This is a genomic window from Streptomyces sp. NPDC005931 (assembly GCF_042871235.1).
Lineage (GTDB): Bacteria > Actinomycetota > Actinomycetes > Streptomycetales > Streptomycetaceae > Streptomyces.
The window spans coordinates 550062-565827 of record NZ_JBIAIG010000002.1; the positions used below are offsets into that span (position 1 = coordinate 550062).

Below are 15766 nucleotides of genomic sequence, written 5' to 3' on the forward strand. Positions count from 1 at the left end.
TTTCCGGGCGCGTCACACGTGAATTCGGCCACGCGAATCCGCCACGGGAATTCCTTCCCCGTCGGCGTCAGCGCGCCCGCAATGCGTCGACCGCGAGGCGTGCCGCCGTTCCGATCACCGCGTCCGCCGCCGGAAGAGTGGCCGCCGTGTGGGCGGTACGGGTGAACACCGCGACGGCGTAGCGGCCCCCGTCCGGGTATTCGACGACGCCCACCTCGTTGCGCACGGTCGGCAGAGTGCCGGTCTTGCCCGCGACATGCACGTCGTCGAAGGGGAAACCGGAGGCCAGCCGGTGCGGCCAGACCTGGAGGCCCAGGATGCGCCGGATGGCGGCGCCGTGCTCCGGCGGGCACGCCTCGTCCCGCCACACCGCCCCCAGCAGCCGGGTCATGTCCCGCGGCGTGCTGCGGTTGGTCCGCTCCGGATCGAGCGCCCGCAGCCGGGCGACGACGTGCGGGTCGGCCAGCGCGCGGGCGCCCTCCGGCCCGGCGTCCTCCCTGATGGTGGCCAGCATCCGCCCGAAGCTGTGGACGGCGCGCGTACGGGTGAGGCCGAGCCGGGCCGTCACCGCGTTGACGGCGTCCAGGCCGACGCGGTCCAGCAGCAGGTCTGCGGCGGCGTTGTCGCTGACCGTCATCATCAGCAGCGCCAGGTCGCGCAGCGACAGCCGGGCCGCGTCGAGCATGGCGGCGAGTCCGGTGGGGCCCTTGGTTCGGTCGGCCCGAGGGCACTCCACCTGCTCGGTGAGGTCCAGGCCCCCCGCCGCGGCCTGCTCGTGCAGCGCGACCAGCACGCACAGCTTGTGGACGCTGGCCGTGCACACCGGCTGGTCCGCGCCGGCTTCGAGCTGCGCGCCGGAGTCGATGTCGAGGGCGTGCAGCCAGCCGGTGACTCCGGCGTCGGCGAAAGCCTCCCGGATGCGGACGGGGGCGTCGATCACCACGCCGCCTCCCCGGCACCCCTGCGGCGTCCCTCGCTCGCGCGCCGTGGGGCCGGATGTGTCCGGTTTCCGGTCGGCGGCCGTGCGCTGTGCCGTGCGTACTGCGCGGTCGCGGGCCGTGCACCTGGTCGTGCGTGGTCCCGGATCGCGGGCCGTGCGGGGTCCCGGTGCGGGCGCGGTGTGTGCTGCCGTGCGTCGTTCGCGGTGGCGGGCGGTGTGTGCTGCCGTGACTCGTCCCTGTTCGCGGGCCCTGCGCCCGGTCGTCCGTGCTCCTCGTTCACAGCCAGAACTCCGATGCCGGGCGCAGGTGGAGCGGACGGGTCGGCGCGTCGGGCACGGCGCCGGCCGTCGCGCGCAGTGCGTGGGTGGCTGCCTCGGCGAAGGCCTGCACGGCGGCGTCCCCGCGGCCCTTGGGCCAGGCCGCGGACTGCCGCCAGGCCGGCGGTGCCCCGGTGAACGGACGCCATACGACGTCCGGGTCCCCGTTGTCCCCGCCCGCCCCCTCCGGCTGGGTGTCCCGCGGGCACAGGGCGACCGCCCCGCCGGACAGGACCAGCCCGCGGACGAAGCTGGCGCCCCTGCCGTGCCGGACCGCGGCCGGGGTCCAGCCGCCGCGGGCGCAGGTGGTCAGCAGGTCGTCGTGGAGCGCGGGGGCGTCGGCGCGGGGGAAGAGGACCAGGTCGTAGGGGGCGAGGGCGCCGAGGGGGACCTCGCGGAGCCCGGCCGCCGCGGCGCCGGGCGGCAACAGCACACCGAGCTCGCGGCGCAGCACCGGGCCGAGATCCAGGCCGGAGACGTCGCACGGGTGGTGGACGATCCCCACGTCCAGTTCGTGCGCGGCGAGCCGGACGAGCTGCTGGGCGGTGGACAGTTCGTGCAGCTCCAGCTCCATGCCGGCGTGCCGGTGCCGGAAGTCCGCGAGCAGGGCGGCGACGGTCTCCCCGGAGATGTCCGGTGGCAGCGCGGCGCGCAGCAGTCCGGTCTCGCCGTCCCGGACGCGGCGCGCCGCGGCCAGGAACGACTCGGAGCGGCCGAGGAGTTCGCGCGCCTCCGCCAGCAGCAGCCGCCCCGCCTCGGTGATGGTCACCTGCCGGCTGGTGCGCTCGAAGAGCCGGACGCCCAGCTCCCGCTCCAGGCGCCGGATGCGCTGCGACAGCGGCGGCTGGGCCATGCCCAGACGGGCGGCTGCGCGGCCGAAGTGTGACTCTTCTGCAACAGCCACGAAGCACTCCAAGTGCCGCACCAGGTCCACGACCAGTCATCATATCGAGTGTTGATCGATCCATGATCGATACGGGACTTGGACGGATCCCCCGGGGCACTGCTGTGCTCGAGGCATGGACACCCAAGTCGACTTCACCCAGCCCGGTCCCCCGAGAAGCCGTCCGCCCGGGGCGGCCAAGGTGCTGACGGCGCTCGCGGTGGTGACCGCGGTCGCCGCGGGCGGAGCCTGGGCGGCCGGGCTCGGTCCCTTCGAGCGGGGCGGGGACGGTCCCGATCCCGAGGCGGTGGCCGAGGCCCGTGCCTTCCTCGCCGACTGGTCCGCCGGGCGCCTGCCGGCCGCGGCGGCCCGTACGACCAGCCCGGACCGGGCCGGCCAGGTGCTGCGCAGCTTCACCTCCGGGCTGGACCTGGGCCGGCCGAAGCTCACCGCCGCCGACGCCGAGGAGCAGGAGGACGGCACGGTCACCGTCCCCTTCACCGCCCGGATGCCCGTGTCGGACCTGGGCACCTGGCGTTACGGCTCCGCCCTGCCGCTGCGGGAGCAGAAGGACGGCTCCTGGAAGGTGGAGTGGAAGCTGTCGCTGGTGCATCCCCGGCTCAGCGGCACGGACAAGTTCCGTCTGGAGCGCGAGGAGACACCGCCCGTCCGGGCCGCCGACCGCAACGGCGTGGCCCTCACGGCCGCCGAGCACCCCTCCCTCGCGCCGCTGCTGGCCCGGCTCGCGGGCGGCCCGGACGGGAGAGGGCCGCGCGGTGCCGTGCAGCTCGTGGACCGGGTCACCGGGGAGGTGCGGCGCACGGAGGCGTCCTTCGGCGGCAGGGCCGCCACCACGTCCGACGGCCCGGTGCGCACCACCCTCGACGCGGCCTGGCAGTCCGCCGCCGAGCGCGCCCTCGCCAGGGCCGGGGGGAAGAACGCCGCGCTCGTCGCCCTGCGCGTCGAGGACGGCGAGATCCTGGCCGTGGCGAACTTCCCGGTCTCCGGTTTCAACCGCGCCCTCTCCGGCACCTACGCATCCGGCTCCACCTGGAAGATCGTCACCAGCAGCGCCCTGCTGCTCAAGGACGCGGTGGCCCCGGACGACGTCGTGGACTGCCCCAAGTACCTCACGGTCGGCAAGCGGTTCCAGAACGTGGAGACCTCGGCGTACCCGGGCGCCACCTTCCGCAAGGACTTCACCGAGTCCTGCAACACCGCGTTCATCAGCCTGCGCGACCGGCTCGGCGACGGCGAGCTCGGGGACGTCGCGCGGAAGTACTTCGGTGTCGGCCAGACCTGGCACGTGGGGGTGCCCTCGTACGACGGCTCGGTGCCGGTGCCGCGCGACGAGACGGAGAAGGCCGCGTCGATGATCGGGCAGGGCCGGGTGCAGGCCAACCCGCTGATCATGGCATCCGTCACCGCGACGGCCGTGTCCGGCACCTTCCACCAGCCCTCGCTGGTGGAGGGCACCGAGGACACGACCTCCACCGCGCCGCTGCCGCGCGGGGTCGTCACCCAGCTCCGGTCGTTGATGCGCGCGACGGTCACCGGCGGCACGGCACGTCTGCTGTCCGGCCTGCCGGGCGACGTCGGCGCCAAGACCGGCACGGCCGAGGTCTCCGACGACCAGGACAACAACGGCTGGTTGGTCGCCCACCGGGGCGGCGTGGCCGTCGCGTGCGTCGTCGAGGAGGGCGTGACCGGGGGCGGCTCGGCGGGTCCCGTCGTCCGCGACCTGCTGACGTCGGTGCCGGGCTCGTAGGCCGGGTCCGGGTCGCCCCCGCGTCGGAACCGGGGGCGACCCTTCTCCTCGAGTCAGCGGGTCAGCGGGTCAGCGCTTCCACCACGCGCCGGTGCCGTCCCTGAGGGTGTTGGTTCCGCAGTGCACCTCGCCCATGCCGAGGTGGTACGTGTACCAGTCGTCGATGTACGACACCTTCATCCCGGCCCGCCGGTACGCCGCCGTGACCGCCTCCGTGAAGACGTCCTTGCCGCCGATCACGGGCCCCCACTGGCGGGGCGCCAGGTACCGGTCCCGGGCGAGCACCACGCCGTTCACCGCGCCCGGCACGTACGCGCTGGTCATCACGGTCTCCGCGGCGCCCGCCCGCTCGCCCCGCGCACGCTCGGCGTCCCGCGCCAGCCACTTCTGCTGGCCGCGCTCCCGGAGCGTGTCCACGAGCGGAGCCTTGCCACCCATGCGGGTCAGGCGCGGCACGGGCACCTCCTGCCCGTTCTCGGCCGTCATCTCCGCCTCACGGGTGTACAGGGCCGGCACCCGCACCACCTCGGTGTCGGTGACGCCCGTCTCGCGCTGGAGGATCTCCAGGTTGGCCGCGATCCGCCGGGCCGCCATCCGGTTGTCGGCGACCAGGTGCCGGGAGGCGAGCGTCTGGTCGATGGTCTCGCGGGGCGCCTGCTGGCCCGCGTAGCCCGGGACCGAGAACATCTTGGTCCGCCCGTGCCCGGCGCGCTGCGCCTCCCGCAGCAGTTCCAGCCCGGCCTCCGGGTCGGCGACGGCGATCCGCCAGCCGCGCGGGGTGTCGGCGGGCAGGAACTGCACGAACTCGTCGACGTGCCCCACGCCCAGCCACGAGGTGTCCAGCAGCAGCGGATCCTGCAGACCCTGGGACTTCAGCAGCGTCCGCACCGCCTTCGACGGCTTCTCCCCGCTGTCCTTGCGCCAGCCCATGATGATCCGGCCGGCCGGGAAGGAACGGCCGTTGTGGGCGTACGGCGGGACGGTCTCCAGGTTGCCCATGGAGTTCAGCGACCAGTCCTCCGGCTCGGAGCGGTCGAAGGCCTGGACGACTCCGACGTCCCGGCCGCGCACCTTCTCGAACAGCTCGCGCCCCGCCGCCCGGTCCGGCTGGGCCGAGCGCAGCATCACCCGCAGCACCTGCCGCTTCCCGCCCGGCCCGGTCATGGCGGTGTACGCCGGCTCGACGAAGTCCTGCGCCCAGGGGTCCCCGTACCTGTCGAAGGTGACCAGCGGCCGCTTGATGCCCGCCCGCTCGACCTCACCGGCCAGACTCTTGACGAACCGCCGCTGCGCCTTCGCCCACGGGTCGTTGCCGGGCACCTTGGTGACCATGACCTGCTGGGCCCGCTGGAGGTGGTGGTGGGTCAGCAGCGGGGCGACGCGCAGGGTCACCTCGTCGGAGGTGGTGCGGCTGCCGGACGTCACGGTCAGCCGGATCACCGCCCGCCCGTCCCACACCTTGCTGTCGCGGATCACGTCGGTGGCCTCGACGCCGAACTCCACGCCCGCGCGCAGTTCACCGGCGGTCAGCCGGGTTCGTGAGGTGACCCGTTCCCAGCCGCCGGACCGCTTCACGAAGACGTGGGTGTGCTTGGCACCGGCGGTGACCTTCACGCTGCCCTTGGCGCCGGACGGCAGCTTCGCCATGGGCACCGACCGGATCCGCGCCAGGTCGGCGGCGTCCGCACCGCCGTTGACCTTGGTGTCGGAGGCGTCGTTGCAGGCGGCGAGCCTGGCGTCGGAGAGCCGTTTGCCGCCCGGGCCCTTGACCGGGCAGCGCCGGGTGTCGTCGTCGATGTTCGGCAGCATCACCGCTCCGCGTCCCACGGACCAGGTGTTCTCGCCGGCCTTGTCGCTGTCGCCGGTGACGTCGACGCGTCCGTCGCGGTTCACGTCCGCGCGCAGGTCCGCGCGAGCGGGGGTCTCCGCGGCGTGCGCGGGGGAGAGCGGTGTCGCCAGGGACCCTGCCGCGACGAGGGCGACGAGCACCGGTCCTGCGGGGTTCGTGCGTATACCCGTACGTCTGCGCACGGCGCATTCCTCCTCAGGTGGGGGGTGGTTGTGTCGCCGTGCAAGAGGAGGAGGACGGGCCGTGCGTTCCCGGTGAGGCGGCGGAAATCGGTCATGTCGCTTCAGCGGACGGTCCGGTGACGGTGCGTCACGTCACGGCCGACCGGCATGGGGACGGCCGGTGCGGGGCGGATGCCGCACCGGCCGCCGGGTGCTCGTGAGGGCGGGGTCAGTCCCGCTTGGGCGCCGCCTGCTGGACGACCTCGAAGGACCACAGCGTCGCGTCCGTCGCCGCGGGCCGGGGACGCTCGGCCTCGGCACCGCCGCCCCCGCCACCGCCGTGCGCCGCCTGGCCGCGGCCGGCCATCCAGCGCTGGAAGTCCTCCTCGGTCCGCCAGCGGGTGTAGACGAGGTAGGTGTCCGTGCCCTCCACCGGGCGCAGCAGTTCGAACCACTCGAACCCGTCCGAGCCCTCCACCGCGCCCGCCCGCGCGGCGAACCGCTTCTCCAGCGTCTCGCGCTGGTCCTCCGGAACCGTGAGTACGTTGATCTTGACGATGCTCATGCCCGCGATTGTTCCGCAGGGCGGACGTCGCCGGGACGCAAGCCCCGCCGTCGATGTCGCACCGGTCCGACGGGGCCGGTCGTGAGGTGCGGCGGTGCCGGTCGTGAGGTGCGGCGGTGCCGGTCCCGGGCGGAACTCACGGCCCGGAACCGGTGCCGGGAGCCGTTACACGTCCGAGTACCCGATGGCCCCCACGGTCCAGGCGCTCACGTCGGCGAGGGCGACCCGGTACATGCCGCCGGTCTCCGGGATGCCGTAGCTCCCCTGGAGGATCTGGGCAACGTGGAAGTGCAGATGGGTGGGCGGTGACGGTTTCCCGCCCCTGCCGTCCTTGGTGAACGGGCGGGCGAAGTGCCCCAGCTGCTCGGAGTCCCGCAGCACTTCGGCCACGCGCTCTCTCCACATGGCCTCGGGGGCCAGCCGTCCCGTGATGACGGCCCCGGGGACCACCACGGTGAGGGACATCTGACTGTCGTGCTCCGCCTCCACCATCGCAGCGATGTCGACGAGCAGATCATCAGGGTGCGACATGGTGGAAGAGCGTAGCCGAGCGCGGGCCCCGCGCGGGGGCCGGGATCACTTCGACGTGCCGGTCGATTTCGCCGCGACGTGACAACCGCGGACCCGTCCGGGCGTGCCGGGCGGGCCCGCGGCCGGGTGCCGGGGCGTCGCTGTCACCGGGGCCGGTGGCTCGCCAGTTGCCCCGAAGGTGACGACCAGGCGGCCGTCCGAGGCGAAGGACCAGTTCAGCGCGCCGGAGCAGGAGGCGCACCGGGAGCCGTTCGAGCCGGTCCGGAGCTGGTTGGTGCCGTCGGCGTTTCCCAGCGTCTTGTCGCTGGTCCGGTCGCCGCGGCGGCACGAGACGTTGCTGCGGAACACCGAAGTGCCCGCGTCGAACGAGAAGTTGTGCTCGGCGATGTCGATCGCGACGTGGCCCAGACGGTCATGGTGCCGGGGTCGCGGTTGTAGGTGACGCCGCGCTTGCCGTTGTCGTAGGCGATGCTGCGCCGGATGACGTGATCGACCGCGATGTCCTCGCCGCCGAGCTTGTAGCCGTTGCGGTCGCCGTTCCCCGCCCGGGAGTCGTCGGAGAGGGTGCCGTTCTCGTGGACGAGGGCGTCAGGACACCGGGGACCGATTCACGTTCCCGGGGTTGAGCGATGGTGACCGGGGCGTCGACCCGGGGTGGCTCGGCCTGGCCCTGTCGGCGCCCTGTCCGGGGCGGGTGGCCCCTTGCCCAAACATACCCCATGGGGGTATATAGTCGCCGCTATACCCCCAAGGGGTACCGGAGGCCGACACCCGTATCGATCACAGGAGGACGCAAATGTCCGGTTGCTGCACCCCCGAGGGAAGCTGCCACACCCCCGCGCGGACCACGACCGTCTATCGCGCGGACGGCATCGCAAGCGCGCACTGCCAGGACGTCGTCGCCCGGGCCGTGGCCGCCCTGGACGGCGTCGTCGCCGTGGAGGTCGAGGTGGGCTCCGGGCTCGTCACCGTGACGACCGACGGCGAGCCCGACGAGGCCCTCGACGCGCTGATCGCCCAGACCGTCGACGAGGCGGGCTACGACTTCGCCGGGCGCGTCCCCGCCTGAGCCGACGGCCCGGCCGGCCGGACGGGCCGGGGCCGGCACCCCCGGCCCGGACCGCGCCCCCGTCACACTCCCTAGTTCCGAGGAGCGGACATGACCACCACCACCCCGGGTGCCGCCGAAGCAGAACTCGCCATCGGCGGCATGACCTGCGCCTCGTGCGCCGCACGCATCGAGAAGAAGCTCAACCGCATGGACGGGGTCGAGGCCACCGTCAACTACGCCACGGAGAAGGCCAAGGTCAGCTTCCGCGAGGGCGTCACCGTGGCCGACCTCATCGCCACCGTCGAGGCCACCGGGTACACCGCGCAGGAACCGGCCCCGCCGGCCCGGGCGGAGAGCGCCGAGGAGGAGGACGGCGAGGAGGGCGAGCCCGCCGAACTTCGCTCCCTGCGCGGGCGGTTGACCACCGCGGTGCTGCTCTCCGTGCCGGTGGTGGCGATGGCGATGGTCCCTGCCCTCCAGTTCGAGTACTGGCAGTGGCTGTCGCTGACCCTGGCGGCGCCCGTGGTGACGTACGCGGCCTGGCCCTTCCACCGGGCCGCCTGGACCAACGCCCGGCACGGCGCCGCCACCATGGACACGCTGATCTCGGTCGGCACCTCGGCGGCGTTCCTGTGGTCCCTGTGGGCGCTGTTCTTCGGGACGGCCGGCACCCCCGGCATGACGCACCCCTTCGAACTGACCATCGCCCGCGGCGACGGCGCCGGGAACATCTACCTGGAGGCGGCGGCCGGTGTCACCGCCTTCATCCTGGCCGGCCGGTACTTCGAGGCGCGCTCCAAGCGGAAGGCGGGCGCCGCGCTGAAGGCGCTGCTGCAGCTGGGCGCCAAGGACGTGACCGTGCTGCGCGGGGGCCGCGAGGAGCGCATCCCGGTCGGCCGGCTGAAGGTCGGCGACCGCTTCCTGGTCCGGCCCGGCGAGAAGATCGCCACCGACGGCACGGTCGTCGAGGGCTCCTCCGCCGTGGATGCCTCGATGCTCACCGGCGAGTCCGTCCCGGTCGAGGTCGGCACCGGGGACGCGGTCACCGGGGCCACGCTCAACGCCGGCGGCCGGCTGGTGGTCGAGGCCACCCGGGTCGGCGCCGACACCCAGCTCGCCCGGATGGCGAAGCTGGTGGAGGACGCGCAGAACGGCAAGGCCGCGGCCCAGCGGCTCGCCGACCGGATCTCCGCCGTGTTCGTGCCCGTGGTGATCGGCCTCGCCCTCGCCACCCTGGGCTTCTGGCTCGGGAACGGCGCAGGACTGACCGCCGCATTCACCGCCGCCGTCGCCGTCCTGATCATCGCCTGCCCGTGCGCCCTCGGGCTCGCCACGCCGACCGCGCTGATGGTCGGCACCGGGCGCGGCGCCCAGCTCGGCATCCTCATCAAGGGCCCCGAGGTGCTGGAGAGCACCCGCGAGGTCGACACCATCGTCCTCGACAAGACCGGCACCGTCACCACCGGCCGGATGACCCTGCTGGCCGTGCACACCGCCGACGGCACCGAGGAGAAGGACGTCCTGCGCCTGGCCGGTGCCCTGGAGCACTCCTCCGAGCACCCGATCGCCCGGGCGATCGCCGCCGGGGCCACCGCCCGCGTCGGCGCCCTGCCCGCGCCGGAGGACTTCGCGAACGTGCCCGGTCTCGGCGTCCGGGGCATCGTCGAGGGACACGAGGTGCTGGTCGGGCGTGAGCAGCTGCTCGCCGTGCGGGGGAGCGCGACGGAACTGCCGGCGGACCTCCGGCGGGCGAAGGCCGAGGCGGAGGCGGCGGGGCGTACGGCCATCGCGGTGGCCTGGGACGGTGAGGCGCGGGCGGTGCTCGAGGTCGCCGACGCGGTCAAGGAGACCAGCGCCGAGGCCGTGAGCCGGCTGCGGGCGCTCGGCCTGACGCCCGTCCTGCTGACCGGCGACAACCGGGCCGTGGCCGAGTCCGTCGCCGCGGAGGTGGGCATCGCGCCGGAGCACGTGATCGCGGAGGTGCTGCCGCAGGAGAAGGTCGACGTCGTCAAGCGGCTCCAGGGCGAGGGCCGTTCGGTCGCCATGGTCGGCGACGGCGTCAACGACGCGGCCGCCCTCGCACAGGCCGACCTGGGCCTGGCCATGGGTACCGGTACGGACGCGGCGATCGAGGCCGGCGACCTGACCCTGGTCCGCGGTGACCTGCTGGTGGCCGCCGACGCGATCCGGCTCGCCCGCCGCACCCTCGGCACCATCCGCACCAACCTGTTCTGGGCGTTCGCCTACAACGTCGCCGCCCTGCCGCTCGCCGCGGCCGGCCTGCTCAACCCGATGATCGCCGGAGCGGCCATGGCCTTCTCCTCGGTCTTCGTCGTCGGCAACTCCCTGCGCCTGCGCGGCTTCCGGGCGGCGGGCCGATAGGCCCGGCCTCCCCGGGGCTGCCGTGCGGACGCCCGGCGTACCGGGCCCGGGCGGACAGCCCACCGGGCGGACACCCGCGGTGTCCGCCCGGTGCCGCGTGAGCGCCGTCCCCTTTCCGTAAGGTCCCCTGCCCCCAGGCCGGACTAGGCTCGCAGTGACGGACACATCGGGCGCATCCGAGGCAGGAGGTACGACCGTGTCGACTCTCGAAGCGCGGCAGGCGCCGCCGGAGCAACCGAAGCAGACGCAGCCACCGGATCAGCCGGTCCAACCGGATCAGCCGGAGCAGGACGCGCGGGAGGCGTTCGCCGGTGAGGTGCTCGACGTGCTGAACAAGAGCGCGCTGGGCCTGCTCACCAGCGTCGGCCACCAGTGCGGCCTGTTCGACACCATGGCCGCCCTGCCGCCGTCGACCGCCGCCGACATCGCCGGGGCGGCGGACCTCGACGAGCGGTACGTGCGGGAGTGGCTGGGCGGCATGACCGTCGGCGGATTCGTCACGTACGACCCGCAGGCCGGCACCTACGCCCTGCCGCCCGCCCACGCCGCCTCGCTCACCACCGCGGCGGGCCCGGACAACCTCGCCGGCATGATGCCGTACATCGCGCTCATGGGAGAGGTGGAGCAGCAGGTCGTGCGCTGCTTCCGGGAGGGCGGAGGCGTGCCGTACTCGGCCTACCCCCGCTTCCAGGCGCTCCAATCCGAGGAGACGGCCCGCGTCTACGACCAGGCGCTGGTGGACGTGATCGTGCCGCTCGTGCCGGGGCTCACCGAGCGCCTGCGCGAGGGCATCGACGTCCTCGACGTGGGCACCGGCCAGGGACACGCGCCGCTCGTGCTGGCGAAGGCGTTCCCCGCCAGCCGCTTCCACGGGCTGGACCGGTCGGAGACGGGTATCGCGGCCGCGCACGCCGAGGCCGCCCGCGCGGGGCTGAAAAACCTCCACTACGTCGTGGCGGACTCCACGGAGATCAGCGGCGCGTACGACCTCGTCACCGCCTTCGACGTCGTCCACGACCTGGCCCGCCCCGCGGAGACGCTCACGGCGATCGCCCGCGCCCTGCGCGACGGCGGCACCTTCCTCATGGGCGACATCGCCGCCTCCAGCCGGCTGGAGCGGAACATCGGCCATCCCTTCGGCCCCGCGCTCTACGGCTTCTCCGTCTTCTACTGCATGACCACCTCCCTCAGCACCGGCGGAGCCGGCCTGGGCACGGCCTGGGGCCAGGAGACGGCCGTCCGGATGCTCCGGGACGCCGGATTCGCCACCGTCGACGTCAAGTCCGTCGAGGGCGACCCGATCAACGCGTACTACGTCGCGGCCAAGGGCTGACCGGGCCCCCGGCCTCCGGTGCCGCGCGTCGCCGGCCGCGGGGACCGACCGCCCCTCACTTGGGCGGTAGGCCCGCCGCGAAGGCGCGCCCCTCGTCGAGCCAGGCGCCGAGCGCGTCGTCCTCCGCGACCGCGGCCCCGTCGACCACCACCCACCCGCGCATCGGCCGGCCGGTCATGTCGAACACCCGCGCCCCCGGCCGGCCGAGCGCCGCGTCCGCCGCCTCCGGACCGACCCGCACCATGAGGTCCTCCCCGGTGACGCCGACGGCCATGTTGCCGCGGTACAGGAAGGCGACACCACCGAACATGTGCCGCTCGGTCACCTCGGGGTCCGTTCCCCACCGGTCCCGGATCCGCCGCGCCAGCCCCTCGTCGTACGCCATCGCCGCGTCAACCCTGCCCTTCGTCGTCCCGCCCGGCCCGTTCCAGGAGTCGCGTCTCCAGATCGTGCAGGTCCCTGACCAGGTTGCCGCGCACCTGCCGGGCCAGCAGCGGCGCCGCCAGCCGGTAGAAGCCGCCCTCGCCGCCGCGCACCCGGATGCGGGCACGGGTGCCGGCGGGGTGCGGCTCGAAGCCGTACGTGACGTGCATGGGCATCGGACCGGCCACGGACACCATGTCCAGCAGCCGCGGGGGCCGGTACGCGACGACCCGCAGCACGTAGTCGATGCGCCGGCCCAGGAAGTACGCCGTACGGGTGACCTCGGCCCCGGTCCCGAAGCCGCCCCCCGGCGCCTCCCGGGTGAGTTCCGCCGAGCGGATGCCCTGGGTCCAGTCGGCGTCGTGGCGCCAGTCCATGGCGTACGCCGCCACGCGCTCCAGCGGCAGCGGGAGGACGCGCTCGGCGGTCACATCGACGGTCACGTCTCCAGCGTGCGTCAGGAACGGCGCGGCGACCGCCCGGGCGCGGGACGACCGGGACCGGGGGCGGGACCGGGGGCGGGGCCGGGACCGGGGGTCAGACCGGGGACGGGGAGGAGCGACGAGGAGGACGGCCGGCCCTCGCCCCGCACCGCCCCTCACAGCCACCGCACCCTCCGCGTCACCCGGTTCACGAGCGTCGCGTAGCCGATGCCGACCAGCAGGGAGGCCAACAGGGCCGTGACCGGGAAGTCGTCCTGGAGGTACGGGTAGACCTGATAGTGCGTCAGGTATATGTACAGGGAACTGCTCGCCAGCACGCCCGCGAGGGCGTTGAGCGGGGCGAGGCTGGGCAGGGAGGGGACCCAGATCAGGAGGGTCACGCCGGTGACCACGACGGCCGTGCGCCAGGGCTGGTCGGGGAACAGGCCGGGCACGCTCAGCAGCGGCACCGCCGTCAGCAGCAGGCGTTGCCGGACGGTGACCGCCCGCGCCGCCGCCCAGCCCAGCGCGAACAGCCAGAACACCACCGTGGGGCTCAGATACGGGCGCGCGGACGCCAGCCCCAGCAGGTCGTAACGGCCGGCCAGGCCGACGGCCGTGAGCGCCAGCGGCACCCCGAACGCGTACCGCCGCTCCAGCCGGTCCAGCAGCGGTACGGACATGAGCGCCACCAGCACGACGAGGAAGTAGACCAGGGCCTCCACGAACCAGTACGCCCATTCGAAGCGGTCGTCGCCCTGGTCCAGCACGCTGTTGAGCAGCACCGCGTTGGCGGGGTCGTAGAAGTCCGTCAGCAGCACCGCCCCGGTGATCCACACCATGCTCGGGACCGCGATGCGGGCGATGCTGCGCCCCATGTGCCGCACCCGCTCACGGCGTGCGGCACCGGTGAGCTGGAAGCGGGCGAAGTTGAAACCCGCGACGCACAGGAGGACGTGGGCGAAGCCCCTGATGTCGAAGAGCAGGATGTGCGACCCGGCGATCATCACGATCCCGACGGCGCGCAGCGCGATGCCGGTCTCCAGGGTGCGGCGGGTCCGCCAGGACCGCGGGGTCACCCAGGCCCGCAGCGCGCTGCCGAGCCCCGGCCCGCCCGGACGCGCCCGCCGGGACGCCGGGGACGCCGGGATCCCCGCGGTGTCCGGGGACCCGGGAGGGCTCACCCTCCCGTGCGGCTCCTCCGCTCCTTCGGGGCCCCGCGCGACGCCTCCGTGTCCCGCGCCGGCGTCCGTGCCCATGCCGCGCAGCTCGCGGATCGTCCGCGTGTGCCAGTCGGGTGGCAGATGGCCGAGCAGCTCCTCCAGGTGGAGGGACATCTCGACGTAGCACAAGGAGTCACCGCCCAGCCCGACGAAGCTGGAGTCGTCGCTGACGTCGTCGCGGTCGAGGATCTCCGCGTAGAGACGGACCAGATCCGTCCCCGGCTGCTCACGGGATTCCTCCCGGGCCTCCTCCGCCGGGCGGGTCAGCCGCCGTACCGTTTCGTAGTCCGGCTTGCCCGTGGCCAGCCGGGGGAGCCGGTCGAGCACCCGGACCCGCACGGCACGGGGCGGCAGCCCGCACTCCTCGGTCACCAGCCGCCGGATCCGCGCCTCCTCACCGGCGCTCCCCAGCGCCGCCACCGCCAGCGCCTCCCCGTCCGCCGCGCAGAACGCGCCGGTCCCGTGCCGCTCCAGCAGCGTCTCCACGCGCTGCGGGTCGATGCGCAGCCCGAGGATCTTCGCGAAGCGGCTGCGGCGGCCCACGATCTCGTACAGCCCGTCGGGCGCCCGGCGGGCGAGGTCCCCGGTGCGCAGTTCCGTCACGGTCCGGCCGAGGGCGAGGTCGGCCGGGTCCTCGGCGTAACCGAGCATGACGTTCGGCCCCGAGTAGACCAGCTCCCCGGTGCCCGGTCCGTGGCCGTCGACCGGCCGGAGCCGGAAGGAGCCGCCGGGGATCGGCACGCCGACCGCCTCGGGACGCTCGGCGGCGAGGTGCGGCGGGAGGTAGGCCATGCGCGCCGTGGCCTCGGTCTGGCCGTACATCACGAACAGTTCCCAGCCCGAGCGGCGGCCCAGTTGCGCGTAGTGCGCGACCCGTTCGGGCGCCAGCCGCCCCCCGGCCTGGGTGACGCGGCGCAGGTGCGGCAGCTCCATCCGGTCGAAGCCGACCCGGTCGAGCAGGTCGAACGTGTACGGCACCCCGGCCAGCGAGGTGCCGCGTCCGGCGCGGAACTCCTCCCAGAAGGCCGCGTCCGACACCGAGCGGTCGGTGAGGATCAGCGCGGCGCCGCACCGCAGATGGCTGTGCACGACGGACAGGCCGTAGCAGTAGTGCATGGGCAGCGTGGTGGCCGCCCGGTCGGTGTCGTCCAGCCCGAGGTACGCGGCGATGGACTCGGCGTTGGCCTGGAGGTTCTCCTGCGAGAGCCGCACCAGCTTGGGGGAGCCGGTGGAGCCGGAGGTGCTCAGCAGCAGCGCCAGGTCCGGGTGCAGGGTGTGCGCACTGCCCGGGTGCCGTTCGTCCAGGGACCACGTCCCGTCGGCGCCGGGGCGGGCCACGACGTCGGGTGCGTACGCCTCGGTCAGTGAGCGCACGGTGTTCTCGCTGTCACCGGGGACGAGCAGCACGGGATGCCCGGCGGACAGCGCCGCCAGATGCGTGACGAGCGCGTCCACCCGATTGGCGCCGGCCAGCAGCACCAGCCGCCGGACCGGGCCGAGACGTTCGGCGGTGCGGGCCACCCGTGCGGCCAGGTCCCGGTACGTCAGCTCACCGTCCGGTGTGACGAGCGCGACCCGATCGCCGTACGCGGCGAGCCGCCGCGCGAAGGGCACGCCGTCCGGCCGCGGCGCGCCGGCCGGGCGGGGAGCCGGCATGGCGGGCAGCGACAGCGGAACCGAAGAGGAAGAAGCGGGGTGGGCGAGGGACGGAGCCGGAGGCAGGGATCCGGAGGTGTGAAGCACGGGGCGCGCCCCTTCCGCGGCACCGTCCGCTTTCGAGCACGGTGGTCTTGACGATTAGGTAAGGATTACCTTATTCATGACTTGGTCATAATCAAGCCACAGCAAAGACACAGGACAGCTTCGCCCACCCGCTCTCGACCGGCACGAACGACGGCACCAAGGCAAGCACCCGCA

The 15766-nt window shown here is 73.8% G+C and carries 12 protein-coding genes and 1 pseudogene; 4 read left to right on the forward strand and 9 right to left on the reverse strand.

Annotation, left to right across the window (positions count from 1 at the left end):
- Positions 1 to 67: 67 nt before the first annotated feature.
- Positions 68 to 940, reverse strand: coding sequence for a serine hydrolase (locus tag ACFYOV_RS06480; protein WP_389084098.1), 873 nt, complete (start codon positions 938 to 940; stop codon positions 68 to 70).
- A 277-nt stretch (positions 941 to 1217) separates the two neighbouring features.
- Positions 1218 to 2162, reverse strand: a complete 945-nt coding sequence (locus ACFYOV_RS06485; protein WP_389083517.1) for a LysR family transcriptional regulator — start codon at positions 2160 to 2162, stop codon at positions 1218 to 1220.
- Between the two features lie 115 nt (positions 2163 to 2277).
- Between ACFYOV_RS06485 and ACFYOV_RS06490 the strand changes: the two genes are divergently transcribed.
- On the forward strand, positions 2278 to 3909 hold the full coding sequence (locus ACFYOV_RS06490) for a penicillin-binding transpeptidase domain-containing protein (RefSeq protein ID WP_389083519.1): 1632 nt from the start codon (positions 2278 to 2280) through the stop codon (positions 3907 to 3909).
- 69 nt (positions 3910 to 3978) lie between these two features.
- On the opposite strand, the gene ACFYOV_RS06495 is transcribed toward ACFYOV_RS06490, so the two are convergent.
- The 4 genes and pseudogenes from ACFYOV_RS06495 to ACFYOV_RS06510 all read right to left on the reverse strand — a co-directional run.
- A complete protein-coding gene (locus tag ACFYOV_RS06495) occupies positions 3979 to 5940 on the reverse strand; it encodes a protein-arginine deiminase domain-containing protein (RefSeq protein ID WP_389083522.1) in 1962 nt (653 codons plus the stop codon).
- Between the two features lie 208 nt (positions 5941 to 6148).
- Positions 6149 to 6484 (reverse strand): antibiotic biosynthesis monooxygenase family protein, encoded by a 336-nt coding sequence (locus ACFYOV_RS06500; protein ID WP_389083524.1) that lies wholly within the window; start codon positions 6482 to 6484, stop codon positions 6149 to 6151.
- A gap of 165 nt (positions 6485 to 6649) precedes the next feature.
- A complete protein-coding gene (locus ACFYOV_RS06505; RefSeq protein WP_389083526.1) occupies positions 6650 to 7015 on the reverse strand; it encodes a hypothetical protein in 366 nt (121 codons plus the stop codon).
- Positions 7016 to 7186: 171 nt separating this feature from the next.
- A pseudogene (locus ACFYOV_RS06510) lies at positions 7187 to 7623 on the reverse strand (silent information regulator protein Sir2); the annotation flags it as partial.
- A gap of 188 nt (positions 7624 to 7811) precedes the next feature.
- Here ACFYOV_RS06510 and ACFYOV_RS06515 point away from each other — a divergent pair.
- The 3 genes from ACFYOV_RS06515 to ACFYOV_RS06525 all read left to right on the forward strand — a co-directional run bounded on the left by ACFYOV_RS06515 (position 7812) and on the right by ACFYOV_RS06525 (position 11781).
- The gene (locus ACFYOV_RS06515) at positions 7812 to 8084 is read left to right on the forward strand and encodes a cation transporter (protein ID WP_389083529.1); all 273 of its coding nucleotides are present in this window, start codon (positions 7812 to 7814) and stop codon (positions 8082 to 8084) included.
- Between the two features lie 90 nt (positions 8085 to 8174).
- Entirely contained in the window at positions 8175 to 10448 is a 2274-nt protein-coding gene (locus tag ACFYOV_RS06520; RefSeq protein WP_389083531.1) for a heavy metal translocating P-type ATPase, read from the forward strand.
- Between the two features lie 196 nt (positions 10449 to 10644).
- Entirely contained in the window at positions 10645 to 11781 is a 1137-nt protein-coding gene (locus ACFYOV_RS06525; RefSeq protein ID WP_389083534.1) for a class I SAM-dependent methyltransferase, read from the forward strand.
- A gap of 55 nt (positions 11782 to 11836) precedes the next feature.
- Here the strand turns inward: ACFYOV_RS06525 and ACFYOV_RS06530 are convergent, their stop codons facing one another.
- The 3 genes from ACFYOV_RS06530 to ACFYOV_RS06540 all read right to left on the reverse strand — a co-directional run bounded on the left by ACFYOV_RS06530 (position 11837) and on the right by ACFYOV_RS06540 (position 15592).
- Entirely contained in the window at positions 11837 to 12166 is a 330-nt protein-coding gene (locus tag ACFYOV_RS06530; RefSeq protein WP_389083536.1) for a TfoX/Sxy family protein, read from the reverse strand.
- 7 nt (positions 12167 to 12173) lie between these two features.
- Positions 12174 to 12647 carry an SRPBCC family protein gene (locus ACFYOV_RS06535; RefSeq protein WP_389083539.1) on the reverse strand — a complete coding sequence of 158 codons (474 nt, stop codon included), beginning with the start codon at positions 12645 to 12647 and terminating at the stop codon, positions 12174 to 12176.
- A 155-nt stretch (positions 12648 to 12802) separates the two neighbouring features.
- Positions 12803 to 15592 (reverse strand): AMP-binding protein, encoded by a 2790-nt coding sequence (locus tag ACFYOV_RS06540; RefSeq protein WP_389083541.1) that lies wholly within the window; start codon positions 15590 to 15592, stop codon positions 12803 to 12805.
- Positions 15593 to 15766 lie beyond the last annotated feature (174 nt).